Source organism: Streptomyces sp. Rer75 (assembly GCF_013414305.1).
In the GTDB taxonomy this organism is placed as follows: domain Bacteria; phylum Actinomycetota; class Actinomycetes; order Streptomycetales; family Streptomycetaceae; genus Streptomyces; species Streptomyces himastatinicus.
Window position 1 is genome coordinate 6620472 of record NZ_CP058693.1, and the last position, 24132, is coordinate 6644603.

Annotated in this window: 2 protein-coding genes; both read left to right on the top strand. The window is 72.8% G+C overall.

The window, feature by feature from the left end:
• Positions 1 to 540 precede the first annotated feature (540 nt).
• On the top strand, positions 541 to 13839 hold the full coding sequence (locus tag HYQ63_RS28810; protein WP_257232226.1) for a type I polyketide synthase: 13299 nt from the start codon (positions 541 to 543) through the stop codon (positions 13837 to 13839).
• 107 nt (positions 13840 to 13946) lie between these two features.
• On the top strand, positions 13947 to 24116 hold the full coding sequence (locus HYQ63_RS28815; protein ID WP_179936769.1) for a type I polyketide synthase: 10170 nt from the start codon (positions 13947 to 13949) through the stop codon (positions 24114 to 24116).
• The last annotated feature ends 16 nt before the right edge of the window (positions 24117 to 24132 follow it).

Here is a 24132-nt window from a genome sequence, read left to right on the forward strand (position 1 = left end):
GGTTATCGATGAAACGCGGAACGACGCAACGAAGCGTCGGTTACGGCGAATGGTCAAGCGGATCGCCGTAACGCGAAGGCCGCGCAGGCCGCGTAGGCAAGAGATTAATTCAGGGGTAAACAAAGTCCCCTGGAAAGGCCGTGGTCAACGGCTCTGTAGTCGTCCCCGTTGTGAGTCTGGATCTAGCGCACCCCCGTGTGCTCCCCCTTGATCGCTTGGTCAACTTAGCACGCGCTGAGGGGCGTTGGAAGGGCGGTCTTCACCACTCACCAACTGACTGTGAAGTTCGGGCGAAACCGGACCCTCGTCGCCAAAGCGACATGGGGTGGGCGAAGTGGAAGCGAATGCGGCGCGATCAGGACCAGTCCTGCCGATCAGATAGAGCTTGACGTCCGAACGGATCAGCGAGGTAGTGTTGCGATGCCTTGCGGGATGTTTATCGGGGGCGCCGGAGACCACCCCTTTTCGTTGAAGAGGGGACCGGCGGGTGCGATGTCCACTTTTTTGCGCGGAGCGGGGGAATTCTGCGTGTTGCCAAGCATGCCTGGGCTGCCGGATGCCTACATTGCGGTCATTGGAATGTCCTGCCGATTTTCCGGCGTCGACGATCCCGCGGACTTCTGGCAGTTGCTGAGCAAGGGGACCGGTGCGGTTTCCGGTATGCCCGGTCAGCGCATGAACGTTCAACATTCCCGCCAGGGTGAAGCCGGTGGCAGCGAATCGATTGCCCGAGGCTCCTTCCTGGAGCGGGTGGATCAATTCGACCCCGGTCTCTTCGGGATCTCCCCGCGCGAAGCCGCCGCCATGGACCCGCAGCAGCGGCTCATGCTGGAACTGGCCTGGGAGGCGCTGGAGGATTCCGGAATCCCGCCTTCGGGACCGGCATCGGAGGGCCCTTCGGGAGGGCCTTCGGAGCGGTCTTCGGAGTCAAAAGGCGACGTGACGGGCGTATTCGTCGGCGCCATGTGGGACGACTACGCGACGCTCACGCACCGCCGGGGCGCGTCGGCCGTCGGGCAGCACGCCATGACCGGCCTCGCGCGCAGCATCATCGCCAACCGGGTGTCCTACGCCCTGGGGCTCCGAGGCCCCAGCATCACCGTGGACACGGGGCAGTCGTCCTCGTTGGTCGCCGTGCACCAGGCGGTTCAGGCGCTGCGGGCGGGCGAGTGCTCCGTGGCCCTGGCCGGCGGGGTGAACCTCGTGCTGGCCCCGGAAAGTTCGGACCGTTCGGAAAAGTTCGGCGGGCTTTCTCCTGATGGGGAGTGCCGTACTTTCGACGCCCGGGCGAATGGTTATGTCCGGGGTGAGGGCGGCGGGCTCGTCGTCCTCAAGGAGTTGTCGCGGGCGCGTGCGGACGGGGACCGGATCCTCTGCGTCATCCGGGGAAGTGCGGTGAACAACGACGGCGGCGGAGAAGGGCTTGTCGCGCCGCACCGCATCGCGCAGGAAGAGCTTTTGGGGCTCGCCTGTCAGCGGGCGGGAGTGGATCCCGCCGCAGTGCAATACGTTGAACTTCACGGAACCGGAACGCGACTCGGCGATCAGGTCGAAGCCGCCGCGCTCGGCGCCGTCATGGGGAATGGCCGCCCGGCGGACGATCCGCTGCGGGTCGGATCGGTGAAAACCAATCTGGGCCACCTCGAGGGCGCCGCCGGTATCGCCGGGTTAATCAAGACCATTCTCGCGATCAGGAACAGGCGCATCCCGGCGAGCCTGAATTTCCGGACCCCGCGTCCCGACATTCCGCTGGATGCCCTCCGGCTGCGGGTACAGACATCCCTGGAACCCTGGCCGCATGAGGCCGCCCAACTCCTCGCCGGGGTCTCCGCGTTCGGGATGGGCGGGACGAACGCACATGTGGTGCTGGAAGAAGCCCCGGCCGTTGAGCCCGGCGACGCATCGGTTGAGCCGACGGCCCCGCCCGCCGTGGTGCCGTGGGTGGTGTCGGGCCATGGCGAGGCCGCGTTGCGGGAGCAGGCGGCGCGGCTGCTGGAGCGGGTGGAGGGCGACACGGGGCTGTCGCCGCTGGACGTCGGGTGGTCGCTGGCCTCCGGGCGTGCGGAGCTGGAGCGGCGTGCGGTGCTGTCCGCCACCAGCCGCGATGAGCTGCTGCGGGCGCTCGGCGCGCTGGCGCGGGGCGAGACCGCCCCGGGCCTGGTCGAGGGTGCGGCGGGCAACGGCAAGGTGGCGTTCCTGTTCACCGGGCAGGGCAGCCAGCGCCTCGGGATGGGGCGTGAGCTGTACGACGCCCATCCGGTGTTCGCCGACGCCCTGGACGAGGTGTGCGCCCACCTGGATCCACACCTGGAACGACCCCTGAAGGGTGTGCTGTTCGGCGAGGACCCCTCGGTGCTGGACCAGACGCGGTTCACCCAGCCCGCGCTGTTCGCGGTCGAGGTGGCGCTGTTCCGGCTGGTCGAGGCATGGGGACTGCGGCCCGACTTCCTCTCCGGCCACTCCATCGGTGAGCTGACCGCCGCGCATGTCGCGGGTGTGCTCTCCCTCGCGGACGCGGCGACGTTGGTGGCGGCGCGGGGCCGGTTGATGCAGGCACTGCCCACCGGCGGCGCGATGGTGGCGGTGCAGGCCACGGAGGCCGAGGTGGCGCCGTTGCTCACCGACCGGGTGAGCATCGCCGCCCTCAACGGCCCGACCTCGGTGGTCATCGCGGGCGACGAGGACGTGGCTGTCGCCATCGCCGCGTCCTTCGAGGCGCAGGGTCGTAAGACCAAGCGGCTCGCGGTGAGCCACGCGTTCCACTCGCCCCGGATGGACGGGATGCTGGACGCGTTTCGCGAGGTGGCCGAGGGGCTGACGTACGAGGCCCCGCGCATCCCGATCGTCTCCAACCTCACCGGGGACGTCGTCTCCGCCGAGGAGATCACGACCGCCGACTTCTGGGTGCGGCATGTGCGCGAGGCCGTGCGCTTCTCCGACGGCATCAGCGCTCTCCACGCCGCAGGTGTCGGCGTCTTCGTCGAGGTCGGACCGGGCGGTGCGCTCAGCTCGATGGGCGCCGAGACCGTGTCCGACGCGGCGTTCGTACCGGTGCTGCGGGCAGGGCGCCCCGAGGCGCGGGCCTTCGTCGGGGGAGTGGCCCGGGCGTGGGTTCACGGCGCGCCGGTGGACTGGCGGCAGGCGTTCGAGGGGACGGGTGCGTCCCGCGTCGACCTGCCCACGTACGCCTTCCAGCGCCAGCGGTACTGGATCGGTGAGACCGCCCGGCCCGCCGAGGACACGGCGCCGGAGCGCGGCAGCGCCCTGGCCGAGCGGATCGCCGCCGCGGGCGAGGAGGAACGGCACCGGGAGGTGCGGGCGCTGGTGCTCGCGCAGACCGCGCTGGTCCTGGAGTACGCGTCGGCGGACGCGGTGGACGCGGACCGCACGTTCAAGGACCTGGGCTTCGACTCGCTGACCGCGGTGGAGCTGCGCAACCTGCTGAACAGCGCGACCGGCCTCACGTTGCCGTCCTCGCTGCTCTTCGACTACCCCACCCCCACGGCCCTCGTGCGGCACCTGGTGAGCCTGCTGACGGGAGCACCACAGGACGCCGACGCCGTGGCGCCGGAGCCGTTCGCCGTGGCCGGTGACGATCCGATCGCCATCGTGGGCATGGGCTGCCGACTGCCCGGCGGTGTCGGGTCGCCGGAGGAGCTGTGGCGCCTGGTCACCTCGGGCGGCGACGCGATTTCCGACTTCCCGGCCGACCGCGGCTGGGACCTGGAGGCGCTGTACGACGAGGACCCGGAGCGGTCCGGGACGTCGTACGTACGACAGGGCGGCTTCCTGCACGACGCGGCCGAGTTCGACCCGGCGTTCTTCGGGATCTCCCCGCGCGAGGCCCTCGCCATGGACCCGCAGCAGCGGCTGCTGCTGGAGACGGCGTGGGAGGCGTTCGAGCGGGCCGGGATCGACCCGGCCTCGGTGCGGGGCAGCCGGGCCGGGGTCTTCGCGGGGGCGATGTCCCAGGACTACGGCGCCCCGCTGCACCAGGCCGCCGAGGGGCTGGACGGCTACCTGATCACCGGCAAGGCGGCCAGCGTGATCTCCGGCCGACTGGCCTACTTCCTCGGCCTGGAAGGGCCCGCGGTCACCGTCGACACGGCGTGCTCGTCGTCGCTGGTGGCCCTGCACCAGGCGGCGCAGGCGCTGCGGGCGGGCGAGTGCTCGCTCGCCCTGGCCGGTGGTGTGACCGTGATGGCGACACCGGGGATGTTCACCGAGTTCAGCAGGCAGCGCGGGCTCGCGGCGGACGGGCGCTCCAAGGCGTTCGCGGCGGCCGCGGACGGGACCTCCTGGTCCGAGGGCGCGGGCATGCTGCTGCTGGAACGCCTTTCCGACGCCCACCGCAACGGACACACCGTGCTCGCCGTGATCCGCGGCTCGGCGGTGAACCAGGACGGCGCGTCCAACGGTCTGACGGCGCCCAACGGCCCCTCCCAGCAGCGGGTGATCCGCCAGGCGCTGGCGAACGCGCGGCTGACGGCGGCCGAGGTGGACGCCGTGGAGGCGCACGGCACCGGGACGACGCTGGGCGACCCGATCGAGGCACAGGCCCTGATCGCCACGTACGGCCAGGGCCGGGCCGAGGACCAGCCGCTGTGGCTGGGCTCGCTGAAGTCGAACATCGGGCACACCCAGGCCGCCGCCGGTGTGGCCGGTGTCATCAAGATGGTGCTGGCGATGCGGCACGGCGTGCTGCCGGAGTCGCTGCACGTGGACGAGCCGACGCCGCAGGTGGACTGGTCGGCGGGTGGGGTGGAGCTGCTGACCCGGACGCGGGAGTGGCCGGAGGTCGGCCGTCCGCGTCGTGCGGGGGTGTCCTCGTTCGGCATCAGCGGCACCAACGCCCATCTCATCCTGGAGCAGGCCCCGGAGGCCCGGCCCGCTCCTGACCCGGCCACGCCGTCCGCCGCACCGGCACCCGTGGCGGTGCCGTGGGTGCTGTCCGGGCGCGGCCCGGAGGCGCTGCGGGACCAGGCCGCCCGCCTGCTCGACCGGCTGCGGACCGGCACCGACGAGACGGCACCGGCGCCGGCCGACGTGGGCTGGTCGCTGGCCTCCGGCCGGGCGGCGTTCGAGAACCGCGCGGTGGCCGTCGGCGACCGCGGCACGCTGCTCGCCGGACTGGCGGCCCTCGCGCGCGGCGAGGACGCGCCGGGCCTGGTGACAGGGCCCGCCGAGGGCGTGACCCGCGCCGGTGACCGGGTGGTGTTCGTCTTCCCCGGGCAGGGGTCGCAGTGGACCGGCATGGCCGTGGAACTGCTCGACACCTCCCCGGTGTTCGCGGCGCGGATGGCCGAATGCGGCCGGGCGCTGGCCGAGTTCGTGGACTGGGACCTGGAGGGCGTGCTGCGGCAGGCCCCGGGGGCGCCGACGCTGGAGCGCGTCGATGTCGTCCAGCCCGCGCTGTTCGCGGTGATGGTGTCGCTGGCGGCGCTGTGGCGTTCGTACGGGGTAGAGCCGTCCGCCGTCGTCGGACACTCCCAGGGCGAGATCGCGGCGGCGTGCGCGGTGGGCGCCCTGAGCCTGCGCGACGCGGCGCGGGTGGCGGCCCTGCGGTCCCAGGCGATCGCCGACGAACTGGCCGGGCTCGGCGGCATGGTGTCGCTGGCCCTGACCGCCGAGCAGGCCACGGAGCGCATCGCCGACTGGGCCGGAAGGCTGTCCCTGGCCACGGTCAACGGCCCCACCTCGGTCGTGGTGGCCGGTGACGTCGACGCCCTGGACGAGCTGCTGGCCGCCTGCGAGGCCGACGGGGTGCGGGCGCGCCGTATCGCCGTGGACTACGCCTCGCACTCGACCCACGTCGAGGCCATCGAGGAGAAGCTGGCCCGCGTCCTGGCCGGGATCGCGCCCGAGCCGTCGCCGGTGCCGTTCTACTCGACCGTGACCGGCGGGGTGCTGGACACCACCGGGCTGGACAGCGGCTACTGGTACCGCAACCTGCGGCAGACGGTGCGCTTCGAGGAAACCGTCGGGGCCGTGCTGGAGGCCGGGGACGCGGTCTTCGTCGAGGTGTCCGCGCATCCCGTGCTGGCGGCGGCCGTTCAGGAGAGCGCCGAGGCGCGGGGCGCCGAGCAGTCGGCGGTCGTGGGCTCGCTGCGCCGGGACGAGGGCGGTCCGGAGCGGTTCGCCGCCTCGCTCGCCGAAGCCTGGGTGCGCGGTGTCCGGGTGGACTGGACGCGGGCGTTCGAGGGCGCGGGCGCGCGGCGCGTGGACCTGCCGACGTACGCCTTCCAGCGGCAGCGCTACTGGCTGGAGGCCCCGGCCGCCAACCCCGTGGACGCGACGGAGACCACCGCCGACGATGTCGACGCCCGCTTCTGGGAGGCGGTCGAGAGCCAGGACCTGGCGTCCCTCGGCAGCACCCTCGACATCTCGCCCGAGCAGCCGTTCAGCGAGATACTGCCCGCCCTGTCGACGTGGCGGGCGCGGCAGCGCGAACAGTCGCTCCTCGACGGCCTGCGGTACGACATCACGTGGAAGCCGCTCGCCAAGACGCCGCGCCCCGTGCTCGCGGGCACCTGGCTCGTCGCCGTCCCCTCGGCCCTGGCGGCCGACCCGTGGGCGGCGGCCGTGGTCCGCGCGCTGGACGCCTCGGGGGCCCGTACCGCACTCCTCTCGGTGCGGGCCGACGCGAGCGACCGGGCCGCCCTCGCGCGATCGGTGGCCGATGCGATCGGCGACGCCTCGCCGGTGGCGGGGGTGTTGTCCCTGCTGGCGCTGGACTCCCACGCGGGGCACGACGGCGTACCCGCCGGACTGGCCGGGACCGTCGCGCTGTTCCAGGCGCTGGACGACGCCGGTGTCGTCGCACCGCTGTGGTGCGCCACGCGCGGCGCCGTCGCCATCGGCCCCGCCGAGCGGCTGAGCGGCGTCGACCAGGCGCAGGTGTGGGGCTTCGGCCGGGTCGCGGCCCTGGAACACCCCGAGCGCTGGGGCGGCCTGATCGACCTCCCGGACACCATGGACGACGACCGGGCGCGGCAGCGGCTGTGCGCGGTGCTGACCGGGGAGAGCGGCGAGGACCAGGTCGCGATCCGGCCCGCCGGTGTCTTCGTACGCCGCCTGGTGCGCGCTCGTACGGCCCGCACCGTCGACGGGTGGCGGCCGCGCGGCACCGTGCTGATCACCGGCGGTACGGGTGCGCTCGGCGGGCATGTGGCCCGGTGGCTGGCCCGGCACGGCGCCGAACACCTGGTGCTGGCCGGACGCCGGGGGCCGGACGCCCCGGGCGCCGCCGCACTGGAGGCGGAGCTGACCCGGCTGGGCGCCCGGGTGACGGTGGCCGCGTGCGACGTGGCCGAACGGGGCGAGCTGGCCGGGCTGCTGACGGCGCTGGCGGCCCGTACCGACGACGTGCCGCCGCTGACCGCCGTCGTGCACACGGCCGGAGTGCTGGCCGACGGCGTCATCGCGACCCTCGAACCGGAGCAGATCGCGCGGGTGCTGCGGGCCAAGGTGACCGCGGCGCGCCACCTGGACGAGCTGACCGCCGGTCTCGACCTCGACGCGTTCGTGCTCTTCTCCTCCGTGATGGGCGTGTGGGGCAACGGCGGCCAGGCCGCCTACGCCGCCGCCAACGCCTGCCTCGACGCCCTCGCCCGCGACCGCCACGACCGCGGCCTGCCCGCGCTGTCCGTCGCCTGGGGCACCTGGGCCGGTGGCGGCATGGTCGGCGACGACACCGACGCACGGATGCGCCGCCGCGGCCTGACCGCGATGGCGCCCGAGTCGGCGGTCGAGGCGCTGGGCCGTGCGGTGCGGGCGGACGAGCCGTTCCTCGCCGTCGCCGACGTGGAGTGGGCCCGCTTCGTGCCGGAGTTCACCTCGACCCGGGCGAGCCGGTTGTTCGACGAGCTGCCCGAGGCCGCGAGCGCCGTACGGTCCGGTGGCGCGGAGCCCGCCGAAGCGGCGGCCGGGCCGGAACTCGGCCGACGGCTGGCGGGGCTCGCCCCCGCCGAGCAGGAACGCCTGCTGGTCGACCTGGTACGCACCCACGCCGCCGCCGTGCTGGGACACGCCGGAAGCGACGCCATCGCCGTGGGGCGCGCCTTCAAGGAACTCGGCTTCGACTCGATGCGGGTCATGGAGCTGCGCAACCGGCTGAACACGGCCACCGGTCTGCGGCTCGCCACGGGCGCGGTCTTCGACCACCCCACGGTCACCCTCATGGCCCGCCACCTGCGCGCGGAACTCGTGGGCGACACGGACCCGGCACCCTCGACATCTCCGGTGTTCGGCACGGGCCCGGCTCCGGCGGACGACGAGCCGATCGCCATCGTCGCGATGGGCTGCCGACTGCCCGGCGACGTCCACACCCCCGAAGAGCTGTGGCACCTCCTCGACCAGGAACGCGACGTCATCGCGGGGCTGCCGACGAACCGCGGCTGGGACCTGGACAACCTCTACGACCCGAACCCGGGCCGACCGGGCCGGAGTTACGTCCAGGAGGGCGGCTTCCTCTACGACGCCGCCGAGTTCGACCCGGCGTTCTTCGGGATCTCGCCGCGCGAGGCCCTCGCGATGGACCCGCAGCAGCGGCTGCTGCTGGAGACGTCATGGGAGGCGTTCGAGCGGGCCGGGATCGACCCCGTCCAGCTCAAGGGCAGCATGACCGGTGTCTTCGCCGGTATGACCTACCAGGACTACGCCGCCCGTCTGCACGAGGCCCCCGAAGAGTTCGAAGGCTTCCTGCTCACCGGCAAATCGTCCAGTGTCATCTCCGGCCGCATCGCCTATGCGCTGGGCCTTCAGGGACCCGCCATCACCGTGGACACCGCGTGCTCGTCATCCCTGGTGTCGCTGCATCTGGCGGTGCAGTCGCTGCGGGCGGGCGAATGCTCGCTCGCCCTGGCCGGTGGCGTGGCGGTGATGGCCGCGCCCGGCATGTTCATCGAGTTCAGCAGGCAGCGCGGGCTCGCCGCGGACGGACGCTCCAAGGCGTTCTCGGACGCGGCCGACGGCACCTCCTGGTCCGAGGGCGCGGGCATGCTGCTGCTGGAGCGGCTGTCCGACGCGCGGGCCAACGGCCATCCGGTGCTCGCGGTGGTACGCGGCTCCGCCCTCAACCAGGACGGTGCGTCGAACGGTCTGACGGCGCCGAACGGCCTCTCTCAGCAGCGGGTGATCCGCGCGGCGCTCGCCAACGCGGGCGTGTCGGCCGCGGATGTGGACGTGGTCGAGGCGCACGGCACCGGGACGACGCTCGGCGACCCGATCGAGGCGGAAGCGCTGCTGGCCACGTACGGGCAGGAGCGCGCCGAGGGCCGGCCGCTGTGGCTGGGCTCGCTGAAGTCCAACGTCGGGCACACGCAGGCCGCGGCGGGTGTCGCCGGTGTCATCAAGATGGTGCTGGCACTCCGGCACGGTGTGCTGCCGCGGACCCTGCACGTGGGTGAGCCGTCCACGAAGGTGGACTGGTCGTCGGGTGCGGTGGAGCTGCTGACGGAAGCGCGGGAGTGGCCGGAGGCGGAGGGCCGTCCGCGCCGGGCGGGCGTGTCCGCGTTCGGGGTGAGCGGGACGAACGCGCACGTGATCCTTGAGCAGGCGCCCGAGGTGGAGCCGGTGCAGAAGGCCGACGGTGCGCCGGTGGCGGTGCCGTGGGTGGTGTCGGGTCGCGGCGAGGCCGCCCTGCGGGAGCAGGCGGCGCGGTTGCTGGCCCGGGTGGAGCGCGATGGCGGGCTGTCGCCGGTGGATGTGGGCTGGTCGCTGGCGTCCGGGCGTGCGGCGTTCGAGAACCGCGCGGTGGTGAGCGCGGGTTCGCGGGATGACCTGGTGGCCGGGCTGGGTGCGCTGGCGCGGGGCGAAGAGGCTCCCGGGCTGGTGACGGGCACTGCTGCGGGGGCTGGTGGCCGGGTGGTGTTCGTGTTCCCGGGTCAGGGTTCGCAGTGGTCGGGGATGGCGGTGGAGTTGCTGGATGCTTCGCCGGTGTTCGCCGGGCGGATGGCGGAGTGCGCGGCTGAGCTGGCCCGGTTTGTGGACTGGGACCTGTTGGATGTGGTGCGGCAGGCGCCGGGTGCGCCGTCGTTGGAGCGGGTTGATGTGGTGCAGCCGGTGTCGTGGGCGGTGATGGTGTCTTTGGCGGCGCTGTGGCGTTCGTACGGCATCGAGCCCGCGGCCGTGGTGGGGCATTCGCAGGGTGAGATTGCCGCCGCGTGCGTCTCCGGTGCGCTGTCGTTGAAGGACGGTGCGCGAGTGGTGGCGCTGCGGTCGCAGGCCATCGCGGGTGGTTTGGCGGGGCGTGGCGGGATGGCGTCGGTGGCGCTGCCGCTGGCTGAGGTTGAGGCCCGGTTGGAGCGGTGGGCGGGGCGGCTGGAGGTGGCCGCGCTCAACGGTCCGACGTCGGTCGTGGTGGCCGGTGAGCCGGAGGCGCTGGATGAGCTGGCGGTCGAGTGCGAGGCCGCTGAGGTTCGTATCCGTCGTATCGCGGTGGATTACGCCTCGCACACTTCACACGTCGAGCTGATCGAGGACGAGTTGGCCCGGGTGCTGGCCCAGGTCCGTCCGCAGACCAGCGAGGTGCCCTTCTTCTCCACCGTGACGTGTGAGTGGCTGGACACGACGAAGCTGGACGCCGGGTACTGGTACCGGAACCTGCGGCAGACGGTGCGTTTCCGGTCCGCCATCGAGACGCTGACCGAGCAGGACCACGACACGTTCATCGAGGTCAGCTCGCACCCCGTCCTGGCCATGAGCGTGCAGGAAGTGGCCGACGCGGCGGTGGTGGCGGGCACGCTGCGCCGGGACGACGGCGGCCTGGACCGGTTCCTGACCTCCCTCGCCGAGCTGTGGGTCCAGGGCGTGGACGTCGACTGGACGCGGGCCTTCGCGGACACGGGCGCCTCGCGCGTGGATCTGCCGACGTACGCCTTCCAGCGCCGCCGCTACTGGCTGGACACGAGCGTGGGCGGCGAGGCCGTCGTATCGGGCCTCGGGCTGGAATCGGCCGAGCACCCGCTGCTGGGGGCGGCCGTGGAGCTGCCGGACTCGGCGGGCGTGGTCTTCACCGGGCGGCTGTCGTCGCGTACGCATCCGTGGCTGCTGGACCACCAGGTGCGCGGTGTGGTGCTGCTGCCCGGCACGGGGTTCGTGGAGCTGGCGGTCCGGGCCGGTGACCAGGTCGGCTGCGATGTGGTCGAGGAACTGACGCTCCAGACACCGCTGATCATCCCGGAAGCGGATGGCGTGCGGCTGCGGGTGACGGTGCGCGGGCCGGACGACACGGGTCGGCGCGAGATGACCATCCACTCCCAGCCGGAGGACCCCTCGTACGGCGATGGCGCGTGGACGCTGCACGCCACGGGCGTCCTGGCCGTGGCCGAGAGCGCCTCGCCCGCCGTACGGGCCCTGAGCGTGTGGCCGCCGGAGGGCACGGTGGCCGTGGACACGGCCGATCTGTACGAGGACTTCGCCGCCGCGGGCTACGAGTACGGCCCGGTGTTCCAGGGGCTGCGGGCCGCGTGGCGGCGTGGGGACGAGGTGTTCGTCGAGGCGGTGCTGCCCGAGGAGCAGCGCGCCGAGGCCGCCGGGACGGCGCTGCACCCGGCCCTGCTGGACGCGGCACTGCACGGCCTGCGGCTGGGCGACGCGTTCGGGGACCGGTCCGTGGTGCGGCTGCCGTTCGCGTGCCGTGGCGTCACGGTGCGGGCGGCGGGCGCGTCGCGGGTGCGGGTGGCGCTGGCCCCGGCGGGCGGTGACGCGGTGTCGGTGACCATCGCCGATGGCGCGGGGCAGCCCGTGGCGGGCATCGACTCGCTCGTGCTCCGGCCGGTCGACCCGGCGCAGCTCGACGTCGCCGGCCGGGCCGGGCAGGGTGGTGCGCTGTACCGGGTGGCGTGGGAGCCGTCGCGTCAGGCGTCGGCCCGCCCCGAAGGGCGCGGCGCGTGGGCCGTGGTCGGCACCGGCGAATTCAAGCTGGGCGATGCCGTCGGACCGCACGTCGACGTGGTGGCGTACCCCGACCTGGGGGCGCTGGACGCGGCGGTCGAAGCGGGCGCGGCGGGGGCGCCGGATGCGGTGTTCGTTGCCTGCTTCCCGGACGACGGAGACGGCGATGGCGCGGAGACCGCCCGGGTCGCCGAGGGAGTGCGTACGGCCGTCGACGGTGCGCTCGCGACGATGCGGGCGTGGCTCGCCGATGACCGCTTTGCGGCGGCCCGGCTGGTGTTCCTCACCCGGCACGCCGTGGTGGCCCGTCCCGGGGAGCGGCCGGATCTGCTGAACGCGCCGCTGTGGGGCCTGGTCCGGTCGGCCCAGGCGGAGAACCCCGGCCGGTTCGTCCTCGTCGACGTCGACGACATCGAGGCCTCCGGCCCGGCGCTGCCGTACGCCCTGGCCACCGACGAGCCCCAGGTCGCCGTCCGCAACGGCGAACTGCTGCTCCCGCGCCTCTCGCGGACGTCCCCGCCACCGGCGGAACCGGGCGCCGACGAGCGCGGCCACCTCGGCTTCGCCCCCTCGGGGACGGTCCTGGTCACCGGCGCCACCGGAACGCTCGGCGGAATGCTGGCCCGCCATCTCGTCGCCGAGCACGGCGTACGGCGGCTCCTGCTGACCAGCCGCAGCGGAACCAAGGCCAGCGGTGCCGCCGAACTCCAGGCGGAGCTGGGCGCGTTGGGGGCGGAGGTGACCGTCGCCTCCTGCGACGCCGCCGACCGCGAAGCGCTCGCGTGCGTACTCGCCGAGGTGCCCGCCGAACACCCCCTGACGGCCGTCGTGCACGCGGCCGGAGTGCTGGACGACGGCATCGTCACGTCCATCACCCCGGACCAGGCCGAGAGGGTGCTGCGGCCCAAGGTGGACGCCGCGCTCCACCTCCACGAGCTGACGCGGGACCTGGACCTGTCCGCGTTCATCCTCTTCTCCGGCGCGGCGGGCACGTTCGGCACGGCCGGGCAGAGTGTCTACGCGGCGGCCAACGTCTTCCTCGACGCCCTGGCCCACCACCGCCGGGCCCTCGGCCTGCCCGCCCAGTCGCTTGCCTGGGGGCTGTGGGCCGAACGCAGCGGCATGACGGAACAACTGGGCGAGGGCGCCGTGCAGCGGCTGGCCCGTACCGGCATCGCCCCGATGGAATCCGACCGTGGCCTGGCGCTCTTCGACGCGGCCGGGAGCCTCAGCGACGCGGTGCTGCTGCCGATGCGGCTGGACACGGCCGCGCTGCGCCACCGCGCCGCGGACGGCGGTGGCGGCGAGGGCGACGTACCGGCGCTGCTCCGGGGCCTGGTGCGCGCTCCTTCCGTGCGCAGGGCCACCGCGAGCGGTAGCGCTTACGGGGTCGGAGATGGCGCCGAGGCGGCGGCGGGGAACGCGGCGGAGCTGCGGGAACGACTCGTGGGCCTCGACGAGGACGAGCGGCGACGCGCGCTCCTCGACGTCGTACGGACCCATGCGGCCGCGGTGCTGGGCCACGCCACGGCGGCGGAGGTCCAGCCGGGGCAGCCCTTCAAGGACCTGGGCTTCGACTCGCTGACCGCCGTGGAGCTGCGCAACCGGCTGAACGGCGCCACGGGGCTGCGGCTTCCGGCCACCCTGATCTTCGACTACCCGACACCCAGCGCCCTGACGGTGCACCTGATGGCGGAGTTCGGCCCGGCGGACGCACTCGGGCTCCGTCTCGGGCTCAGTGAACTCGATGCGCTGGAAACCGTCCTCACCACGCTGCCCAAGGACGATTCACACCGCGGAATCATCCGGTCCCGATTGCGGGATCTGCTGGCGCAATGTGACGGCGACGGCCTGAGCGATGGACAACACGAGACCTCTGTAGTGGACCAACTGGATTCGGTAAGCGACGACGATCTTTTCAGTTTCATCGACGAACAGCTCTGATATCCCAACGCTGATCTACCGCAACCGATGACAGCATTGCCGTACCCGCTATGGCTGGACGCTGCTCGGCGTGAATTTCTTTGAACGGGGAGAGGAAAACCACGGGGATGGCAAACGAAGACAAGCTTCGTGCCTATCTGAAGCGCGTCACCGGGGATCTGCACCAGGCCCGGCAGCGCTTGCAGCAGCTGGCGGACGGCAGCGCGGAGCCGATCGCGATCACCGCGATGAGCTGCCGGTACCCGGGCGGTGTGGAGTCTCCTGCGGAGCTGTGGAACCTCGTGGCCTCCGGTGCCGACGCGGTCTCCGGATTTCCCACCAACCGTGGCTGGGACCTTGACGACCTGTTCGACTCCGACCCCGATGCCAAGGGCAAGAGCTATGCCCGCGAGGGCGGTTTCCTGCACGACGCCGATCAATTCGACCCGGCGTTCTTCGGCATCTCCCCGCGCGAAGCCATGACCATGGACCCCCAGCAGCGCCTCCTGCTGGAGACCTCCTGGGAAGCGCTCGAACGAGCCGGAATAGAACCGGATTCGCTGCGCGGCAGCCGGACCGGCGTTTTCGCGGGCGTGATGTACGACGACTATGGCGCTGCCCGCATTTACGGCGGCAGCGCGGACGAGTTCGAGGGCTATCTCGTCAACGGCAGCGCAGGCAGCATCGCCTCGGGCCGGGTGGCGTACACCCTGGGGCTTGAGGGCCCCGCGGTGACGGTGGACACCGCGTGCTCGTCGTCGCTGGTGGCGCTGCACCTGGCGGTGCAGGCGCTGCGCGCGGGCGAGTGCTCGATGGCGCTGGCCGGTGGCGTCACCGTCCTCGCCACGCCGAGCCTGTTCGTGGAGTTCAGCCGTCAGCGCGGCCTGTCGCCCGATGGCCGGTGCCGGTCGTTCTCGGATGACGCGAACGGTACGGGCTGGTCCGAGGGCGCGGGCATGCTGCTGCTGGAGCGGCTGTCGGACGCCCAGGCGAACGGCCACCCGGTGCTGGCGGTGGTGCGTGGGTCCGCGGTGAACCAGGACGGCGCGTCCAACGGTCTGACGGCGCCGAACGGCCCGTCGCAGCAGCGCGTGATCCGGGCCGCGCTCGCCAACGCGCGGATGTCGGAAGCCGATGTGGACGCGGTGGAGGCGCACGGTACGGGGACCACGCTGGGCGACCCGATCGAGGCGCAGGCGCTGCTGGCCACGTACGGGCAGGGGCGTGCCGAGGGTCAGCCGCTGTGGCTGGGGTCGCTCAAGTCCAACATCGGGCATGCGCAGGCCGCGGCGGGTGTGGCCGGTGTCATCAAGATGGTGGAAGCCATGCGGCACGGGGTGTTGCCGCAGACGCTGCATGTGGGTGAGCCGTCGTCCAAGGTGGACTGGGACGCGGGTGCGGTGGAGCTGCTGAGCGAGGCGCGGACGTGGCCGGAGGCCGAAGACCGTCCGCGGCGTGCGGGCGTGTCCGCCTTCGGCGCGAGCGGGACCAACGCGCACGTCATCCTGGAGCAGGCCCCGGCCGTGGAGCCGGAGCAGGCGGCCGGTGTGGTGCCGGTGGCGGTGGCGGTGCCGTGGGTGGTGTCGGGCCGTGGGGCCGAGGCGCTGCGGGGGCAGGCGGCGCGGCTGCTGTCCCGGGTGGAGGGCGATGGCGGGCTGTCGCCGGTGGATGTGGGCTGGTCGCTGGCGTCGGGGCGGGCCGCGCTGGAGGACCGTGCGGTGGTCGTCGCTCCCGACCGCGAGGGTCTGATCGCCGGTTTGGGCGGTCTGGTGCGGGGCGAGCCCGTCCCGGGCCTGGTGGCGGGTTCGGTGGCCGAGGGCAGGGTGGCGTTCCTGTTCACGGGCCAGGGCAGTCAGCGGCTGGGCATGGGGCGTGCGCTGTATGACGCCCATCCGGTGTTCGCGGATGCGCTGGACGAGGTGTGCGCGGAGCTGGACCGGCACCTTGAGCGGCCGTTGAAGGGCGTGCTGTTCGGTGAGGACGCCGCCGCGCTGGACCGGACCGGTTTCACCCAGCCTGCGCTGTTCGCGGTGGAGGTGGCGCTGTTCCGGCTGGTGCAGGCGTGGGGTGTGCGGCCCGACTTCCTGTCGGGGCACTCGATCGGTGAGCTGGCCGCCGCGCATGTGGCGGGTGTGTTGTCGCTCGCGGACGCGTGCGCGCTCGTGGCCGCTCGTGGCCGCCTGATGCAGGAGCTTCCGGCCGGTGGCGCGATGGTCGCGGTGCAGGCGTCGGAGGACGAGGTGGCGCCGCTGCTGACCGAGCGCGTCAGCATCGCCGCGGTGAACGGGCCGACCTCCGTGGTCATCGCGGGCGATGAGGACGCGGCGCTGGAGATTGCGGCGGGCTTTGAGGCGCTGGGTCGTAAGACCAAGCGGCTCGCGGTCAGCCATGCGTTCCACTCGCCGCGCATGGACGGCATGTTGGACGCGTTCCGCGAGGTGGCCGAGGGACTGACGTACGAAGCGCCGCGCATTCCGATCGTGTCCAACCTGACGGGCGAACTGGTCTCCGCCGAGGAGATCACCAGCCCCGACTTCTGGGTGCGCCACGTCCGCGAGGCGGTGCGCTTCCTCGATGGTGTGCGCGCCCTGGAGGCGCAGGGCGTCACCACGTACGTCGAGCTGGGCCCCGACGGTGTGCTCACCGCCATGGCGCAGGAGTGCGTGACCGGCGACGACGCCGCGTTCGTGCCGGTGCTGAGGGCGGACCGCGCCGAGGAGCAGGCGTTCCTCGAGGGCGTGGCCCGGGCATGGACCCTCGGCGTGGCCGTGGACTGGCGGCAGGCGTTCGAGGAGACGGGTGCGTCCCGAGTCGACCTGCCCACGTACGCCTTCCAGCGTCAGCGGTACTGGATAGAGGTCACCCCCGGTGCGAAGGGGGACCTGGGCTCGGTCGGCCTGCTGCCGACCGAACACCCCCTCCTTGGTGCGGCCATGGACCTCCCCGACTCCGACGGTGTGGTCTTCACCGGTCGGCTGTCGCTGCGTACGCATCCGTGGCTGGCCGACCACGTGGTGGCCGGTGCGGTGCTGCTGCCCGGGACGGCGTTCGTGGAGCTGGCGGCCCGCGCCGGTGACCAGGTCGGTTGCGATGTGGTGGAGGAACTGACGCTCCAAGCGCCGCTGGTGGTCGCCGAGCAGGGTGGCGTACGGCTGCGGCTGACCGTCGGGGAACCCGACGAGGCGGGCCGACGGGCGTTGAACGTGTACTCGCGCCGGGAGTCGGCGGCACCCGAGGAGACGTGGACGTGCCACGCCACGGGTGTGCTGGCAGCGGGCGGTGCGCAGCCCGCGGCCGACCTCGCGGTGTGGCCCCCGGCCGGAGCCACCGCGGTGGAGACGGCCGGGCTGTACGACGCGCTGGCCGACGCCGGGCAGGGCTACGGGCCGGTGTTCCAGGGCGTACGGGCGGCGTGGCGGCGCGGCGACGAGGTGTTCGCCGAGGTCGCGCTGGACGAGGAGCAGCAGGAGGAGGCGGCACGCTTCGGCGTGCATCCGGCGCTGCTGGACGCGGCGCTGCACGGGCTGCGGCTGGGCGGATTCTTCTCCGACGACCGGGCGCGGCTGCCGTTCGCGTGGCGCGGGGTGACGCTGCACGCGGTGGGCGCTTCGCTGCTCCGGGTGCGCCTGGCCCCGGCCGGTGGAGACGCGGTGTCGGTGACGGTCGCGGACGGCGCGGGACAGCCCGTCGCGACGGTCGCCGCGCTGGTGACGCGGGTGGTCGACCCCGAACAGCTCAAGCTCGCCGCTGCCGCCGCACAGAGCGCACACCGCGATGCGCTGTTCCGCGTCGAGTGGACCACGGTGCGGCAGGAGGCCCCGGACGAGACCGGGGCAACGGGGACGGTCGGGACGTACGAAGACCTGGCCGCCCTGACGGAAGCGGTCGAGGCGGGTGCGACGGTTCCGGACCTCGTGGTGTGCCGCTTCCCCGCCCCGGCCGCCGTTTCAGGCGGGACGGCCGACGCGGCTCGTGGGGCCGTCCGGGACGCCGCGGCCCTGGCGCAGGAGTGGCTGGCGGACGAGCGGTTCGCCGGATCGCGACTGGCGGTGGTGACATCGGGCGCGGTGGCGGCCGGGGCCGAGGAGACGGTCGAGGATCTGGCGGCGGCCGCGGTGTGGGGGCTGCTGCGGTCGGCGCAGTCGGAGAACCCGGGCCGGTTCGTGCTGGTGGACACCGACGGTGAGGACGTGCCCCCGGCCGTCCTGGCGTGGGTGCTCGGCGCCGCGGACGAGCCGCAGCTTGCGGTGCGCGGCGGTGGGGTGTGCGTACCGCGGATGGCGTCGGTCGTGCCGTCCGGGCGGGAGGCGGCTCCGTCCTGGACCGGCCCCGATGGCGACGGAACGGTGCTGGTCACGGGTGCCACGGGGGCGCTGGGCGGTCTGGTGGCCCGGCATCTGGTGGTGGAGCACGGTGTGCGGCGTCTGCTGCTGGTGAGCCGTCGTGGCCCGGATGCCGAGGGCGCGTCGGAGTTGGTGGCGGAGCTGTCGGGGCTGGGTGCGGATGTGTCGGTGGCCGCGTGCGATGTGGCCGACCGGGAGGCCCTCGCCGGGCTGCTGTCGGGGATTCCGGCTGAGCGTCCGTTGACGGCGGTGGTGCATGCGGCGGGTGTGGTGGATGACGGTCTGGTGTCGGCGTTGTCGCCGGAGCGGGTCGATGGGGTGATGCGTCCGAAGGTGGATGCGGCGTGGAATCTGCATGAGTTGACGCGTGAGCTGGGGCTGTCGGCGTTCGTGTTGTTTTCGTCGGCCGCGGGTGTGTTGGGCAGTGCGGGTCAGGGCAACTACGCGGCGGCGAATGTGTTCCTGGATGCGTTGGCGGCGGTGCGGCGGGCTGAGGGGTTGCCTGCGACGTCGTTGGCGTGGGGGATGTGGGAGCAGCGCAGTGGGATGACGGGTGAGCTGGGTCAGGCGGATCTGGCGCGGATTGCTCGTTCGGGTCTTGCGGCGGTGTCGTCGGATGAGGGGCTGGCGTTGTTCGACGCCGGTGTCGCGGCCGATGAGGCGCTGTTGCTGCCGGTGCGGCTGGACATGGCCGCGCTGCGTGCGCTGGGCGACGAGGCACCGACGATGCTCCGCGGCCTGGTGCGGGGACCGATGCGCCGGGCGCGTGCGGGTGAGGGCGATGGGCTGGGCACCGGTCTGGCGCAGCGGCTGGCCGGGCTGTCGCCGAGCGAGCGCACGCGTGCGCTGACGGAGCTGGTACGGGGGCAGGTGGCGACCGTCCTGGGCCATGGTTCGGCGGGGGCGGTGGAGGAGAGCCGGGCGTTCAAGGACCTCGGCTTCGACTCGCTGACCGCCGTGGAGCTGCGTAACCGGCTCAACGGGGCGACGGGGCTGCGGCTGCCCGCCACCCTGGTCTTCGACCACCCCACGCCCGACGCGCTCGCCCGCCACCTGTACGGCGAGCTGTTCGGCGCCGCGGACACGGCTGTGGTGCCCGTGGCTTCGGCGGTCGCGGCCGACGACGACCCGATCGTGATCGTGGGGATGGGCTGCCGCTACCCGGGCGGTGTGCGGTCCCCCGAGGAGCTGTGGGACCTGGTCGCGGGGGGTGTCGACGCGATCTCGGAGTTCCCGGTGGACCGCGGTTGGGACGCCGATGGGCTGTACGACCCGGACCCGGAGCGCCAGGGCAAGACGTACGCCCGGGAGGGCGGCTTCCTGCACGACGCGGCCGAGTTCGACCCGGAGTTCTTCGGTATCTCGCCGCGCGAGGCCCTGGCGATGGACCCGCAGCAGCGGCTGCTGCTGGAGACGTCGTGGGAGGCGTTCGAGCGGGCCGGGATCGACCCCGTACGGCTCAAGGGCAGCATGACCGGTGTCTTCGCCGGGGTCATGTACAACGACTACGGCGCGCGGCTGCCGATTGCTCCCGAGGGCTTCGAGGGGTACCTCGGCAACGGCAGTGCGGGCAGCGTCGCCTCGGGGCGGATCTCGTACACCTTCGGTCTCGAGGGCCCCGCGGTGACGGTGGACACGGCGTGCTCGTCGTCCCTGGTGACCCTGCACCTGGCCGCCCAGGCGCTGCGCAACGGCGAATGCACCCTCGCGCTGGCCGGTGGTGTGGCCGTGATGTCCACGCCGCTGAAGTTCGTGGAGTTCAGCCGTCAGCGGGCCCTGTCGCCCGACGGCCGCTGCAAGTCCTTCTCGGACGACGCGGACGGCACGGGCTGGTCCGAGGGCGCGGGCATGCTGCTGCTGGAGCGGCTGTCCGACGCGCGGGCCAACGGACACCGGGTGCTTGCGGTGGTGCGGGGCTCGGCGGTGAACCAGGACGGTGCGTCCAATGGTCTGACCGCGCCGAATGGTCCGTCGCAGCAGCGGGTGATCCGGGCCGCGCTCGCCAACGCGGGCGTGGCGGCGACGGACGTGGACGCGGTCGAGGCGCACGGTACGGGGACGAAGCTGGGCGACCCGATCGAGGCGCAGGCGCTGATCGCCACGTACGGGCAAGGGCGCGCCGAGGGGCGTCCGTTGTGGCTGGGCTCGCTGAAGTCCAACATCGGGCACACCCAGTCGGCGGCGGGCGTGGCCGGTGTCATCAAGATGGTGCAGGCCATGCGGCACGGTGTGCTGCCGCGGACCCTGCACGTGGACGAGCCGTCGACCAAGGTGGACTGGTCGGCCGGTGCGGTCGAGGTGCTCGCCGACGCCCAGGAGTGGGCGCAGATCGAGGGCCGTCCGCGCCGGGCGGCTGTGTCCTCGTTCGGGGTGAGCGGGACGAACGCGCACGTGATCCTGGAGCAGGCACCCGAGGTGGAGTCGGGGGAGGCGGCCGGTGTCGAGCCGGTGGCGGTGCCCTGGGTGGTGTCCGGCCGAGGAGCGACGGGACTGCGGGGCCAGGCGGCCGCGCTGCTGGCCCATGTCGAGGCTGGCGGAACGTTGTCGCCGGTGGACGTGGGCTGGTCGCTGGCGACGGGCCGGGCGGCGCTGGAGCACCGCGCCGTGGTGACCGGTGCCGCGCGCGAGGAGCTTGTCGCCGGGCTGGATGCGCTGGCGCGGGGCGAGGAGGCTCCTGGGCTGGTGACGGGCGCCGCCGCAGGCGCTGGTGGCCGGGTGGCGTTCGTCTTCCCGGGCCAGGGTTCGCAGTGGGCGGGGATGGCGCAGGGGCTGCTGGATGGCTCCCCGGTGTTCGCGGAGCGGATCGCGGAGTGTGCGGCCGCGCTGGCCGGGTTCGTGGACTGGGACCTGGAAGGTGTGCTGCGGCAGAAGCCGGACGCGCCCTCGCTGGACCGGGTCGACGTGGTGCAGCCGGTGCTGTTCTCGGTGATGGTGTCGCTGGCCGAGGTGTGGCGTTCGTACGGTGTCGAGCCGTCGGCGGTGGTGGGCCACTCGCAGGGCGAGATCGCCGCCGCGTGCGTGGCCGGTGTGCTGTCGCTGGAGGACGCGGCCCGAGTGGTGGCGTTGCGCAGCCGTGCGCTGCTGGCGATCTCCGGTCGTGGCGGGATGCTGTCGATCGTGGCGTCGCAGGACTGGGTGCGCGAGCGGATCGAGCCGTTCGGCGACCGGATCTCGATCGCCGCGGTGAACGGCCCGAGGACGGTGGTCGTCTCGGGCGACGCGGACGCGCTCCAGGAGCTGGGCGTGGTCCTGGCGAAGGCCGGGGTGATGCGGTGGAACGTCCCCGGGGTGGACTTCTCCGCGCACTCGGCCCACGTCGAGTCGCTGGAAGCCGAGTTGGCGCAGATCGTCGCCGGTGTCGAGCTGCGGGCCTCGCAGGTGCCGTTCTACTCCACGGTGACGGGTGAGCTGCTGGACACGGCTGGGCTGGACGCCGGGTACTGGTACCGGAACCTGCGCCGGCCGGTGCGGTTCCAGCCCGCGGTGGAGGCGCTGGCCGAGCAGGGACACGGCACGTTCATCGAGGTCAGCTCGCATCCGGTGCTGACCGCGAGCGTCCTGGAGACGCTGGAGGAGCTGGAGCCGACGGCCGCCCCGGTGGTGGCGGACACGCTGCGTCGTGATGACGGCGGTCTGGACCGGTTCCTGACCTCGCTGGCTGAGGTGTGGGTTCAGGGTGTGGAGGTGGATTGGGCGCGGGCGTTCGAGGGCGCGGGTGCGTCGGTCGTGGATCTGCCGACGTATGCGTTCCAGCGGCGTCGTTACTGGCTGGAGGCTCCGGTGGACGGCGGGGCTGACCAGGTCGATGAGGTGGACGCGGGCTTCTGGGAGTTGGTTGAGGGTGGTGATGTGGCGGGGGTTGCTTCGGCGTTGGAGGTGTCGTCGGAGGAGTCGTTGAGTGGTGTGTTGTCGGCGTTGTCGTCGTGGCGGCGGGGGCGTCGGGAGCGGGTGCGGTGGGAGGGTTGGCAGTACCGGGTGGTGTGGCAGCCGGTTGCGGTGGAGTCGTCGGCGCGGTTGTCGGGTGCGTGGCTGTTGGTGGTTCCGTCCGGGGGGGAGGGTGTTGCCGCCGTGGCGGAGTCGGTGTCGGGTGCGCTGACGCGGGCTGGCGCGGAAGTGGTGATGCTGGAGGCCGGGGCCGGCGGCCAGGAGTGGGCCGACCGTGTGGCGGAGGTTGCGGATGCGGGGCCGTTGGCGGGGGTGGTGTCGCTGCTCGCGCTGGACGAGTCGCCGCACCCGGTCGGCGGGGGCGTATCGGCAGGGCTAGCAGGGACGTTGGGCCTGTTCCAGGCCCTGAACGGCGCAGGGGTCGAGGCGCGGCTGTGGTGCGCCACGCGTGGCGCGGCGGGTGTGGGCGGCGATGCGCGCGCCGTCGGTGCCGCGCAGTCCGCGGTGTGGGGCTTCGGCCGGGTGGTGGGGCTGGAGCATCCGGAGGTGTGGGGTGGCCTGGTGGATCTGCCGGAGACGGCGGACGACCGGGCGCTGTCCCGACTGGCCGGGGTGCTGGCCGGAGCCGAGGGCGAGGATCAGGTGGCGGTGCGGTCCTCGGGGGTCTTCGGACGGCGGCTGGTACGTGCCGGACGGACCAGTGCCGATGGGGGCTGGCAGGGCAGCGGGACCGTGCTGGTGACCGGCGGTACGGGCGCTCTGGGCGGTCATGTGGCCCGGTGGCTGGCGGGGCGTGGCGTCGAGCATCTGGTGCTGACCAGCCGCCGCGGGTCGGACGCGCCGGGGGCGGCCGAGCTGGAGGCCGAGCTGTCGGCTGCGGGCGTTGGAGTGACGGTCGCGGCGTGTGATGTGGCGGATCGGGGTGAGCTGGCGGCGCTGCTGGGCTCGCTGGGCGAACTGCCGCCGCTGACGGGCGTGGTGCACACGGCCGGGGTGCTGGACGACGGCGTCGTACAGGGGCTGTCACCGGAGCGGCTTGCGGAGGTGTCGCGGCCGAAGGCCGAGGCCGCACGGCATCTGGACGAGCTGACGCGCGAGACGACGGGGCTGTCGTTGTTCGTGATGTTCTCGTCGATGGCGGGCACCGTGGGCGGGCCGGGGCAGGGCAACTACGCGGCGGCGAACGCGTACCTCGACGGGCTCGTCGAGGAGCGCCGGGCCCTCGGCCTGCCGGGCACCTCGGTGGCGTGGGGCCGTTGGGGCGGCGGTGGCCTGGCCACCGGCGAGACCCGCGAGAAGTGGGCCCAGCAGAGTGGCTTCGAGGCGATGGACCCCGAGGACGCCCTCGCCGTGCTGGACCAGGTGCTGGACCGCGACGAGAGCTGCATCGCGGTGGCCGACATGGACTGGGAACTGTGCGCACCCCGCCTCGCGGCGGAACGCCCGGCGCCGCTGATCGGCGGCATCCCCGAGGCGCGCCGCGTCCTGGAGGCGTCGACCGTCGACAGCGTGAGCACCGACCTCGATCCGGGCGGGGCGCTGCGCGCCGAACTCGCCCGCCTCTCGGCGGGTGAACAGGGCCTCCGGTTGCTGGACCTGGTGCGTACGCAGGTCGCGCGGGTACTCAGCCACACCTCCACCGACGCGATCACCCCCGACCGGGCCTTCAAGGAACTCGGCTTCGATTCGCTCACCTCCCTCGAGCTGCGGAAGCGGCTCAACAGTGCGACGGGACTGCGGCTGGCGGCCACGATCGCCTTCGACTATCCGACCCCTCAGGCCCTGACCGACCACCTGCGGAGCGAGTTGAGCGAGGACGGCCCCAAACGCTTCGACGCCGTGCTCGGGGAGCTCGACCGTCTCGCGTCCAACATTTCGGAGATTGTTTCAACGGCCGAGGAATCCACTCATGGTGCCCGAGGCGAGATATCGCTGCGATTGAAGGAGTTGCTGAAGCTGTGCAGCGCTGAGGAAGAGCCCGGCGCCGAGCCCGCCGCGACCGAAAGGTTCGCATCGGCCTCGGACGATGACGTCTTCGACTTCATCAGTAACGAACTCGGCATCTCCTGAGCCACACCCCTTCTCC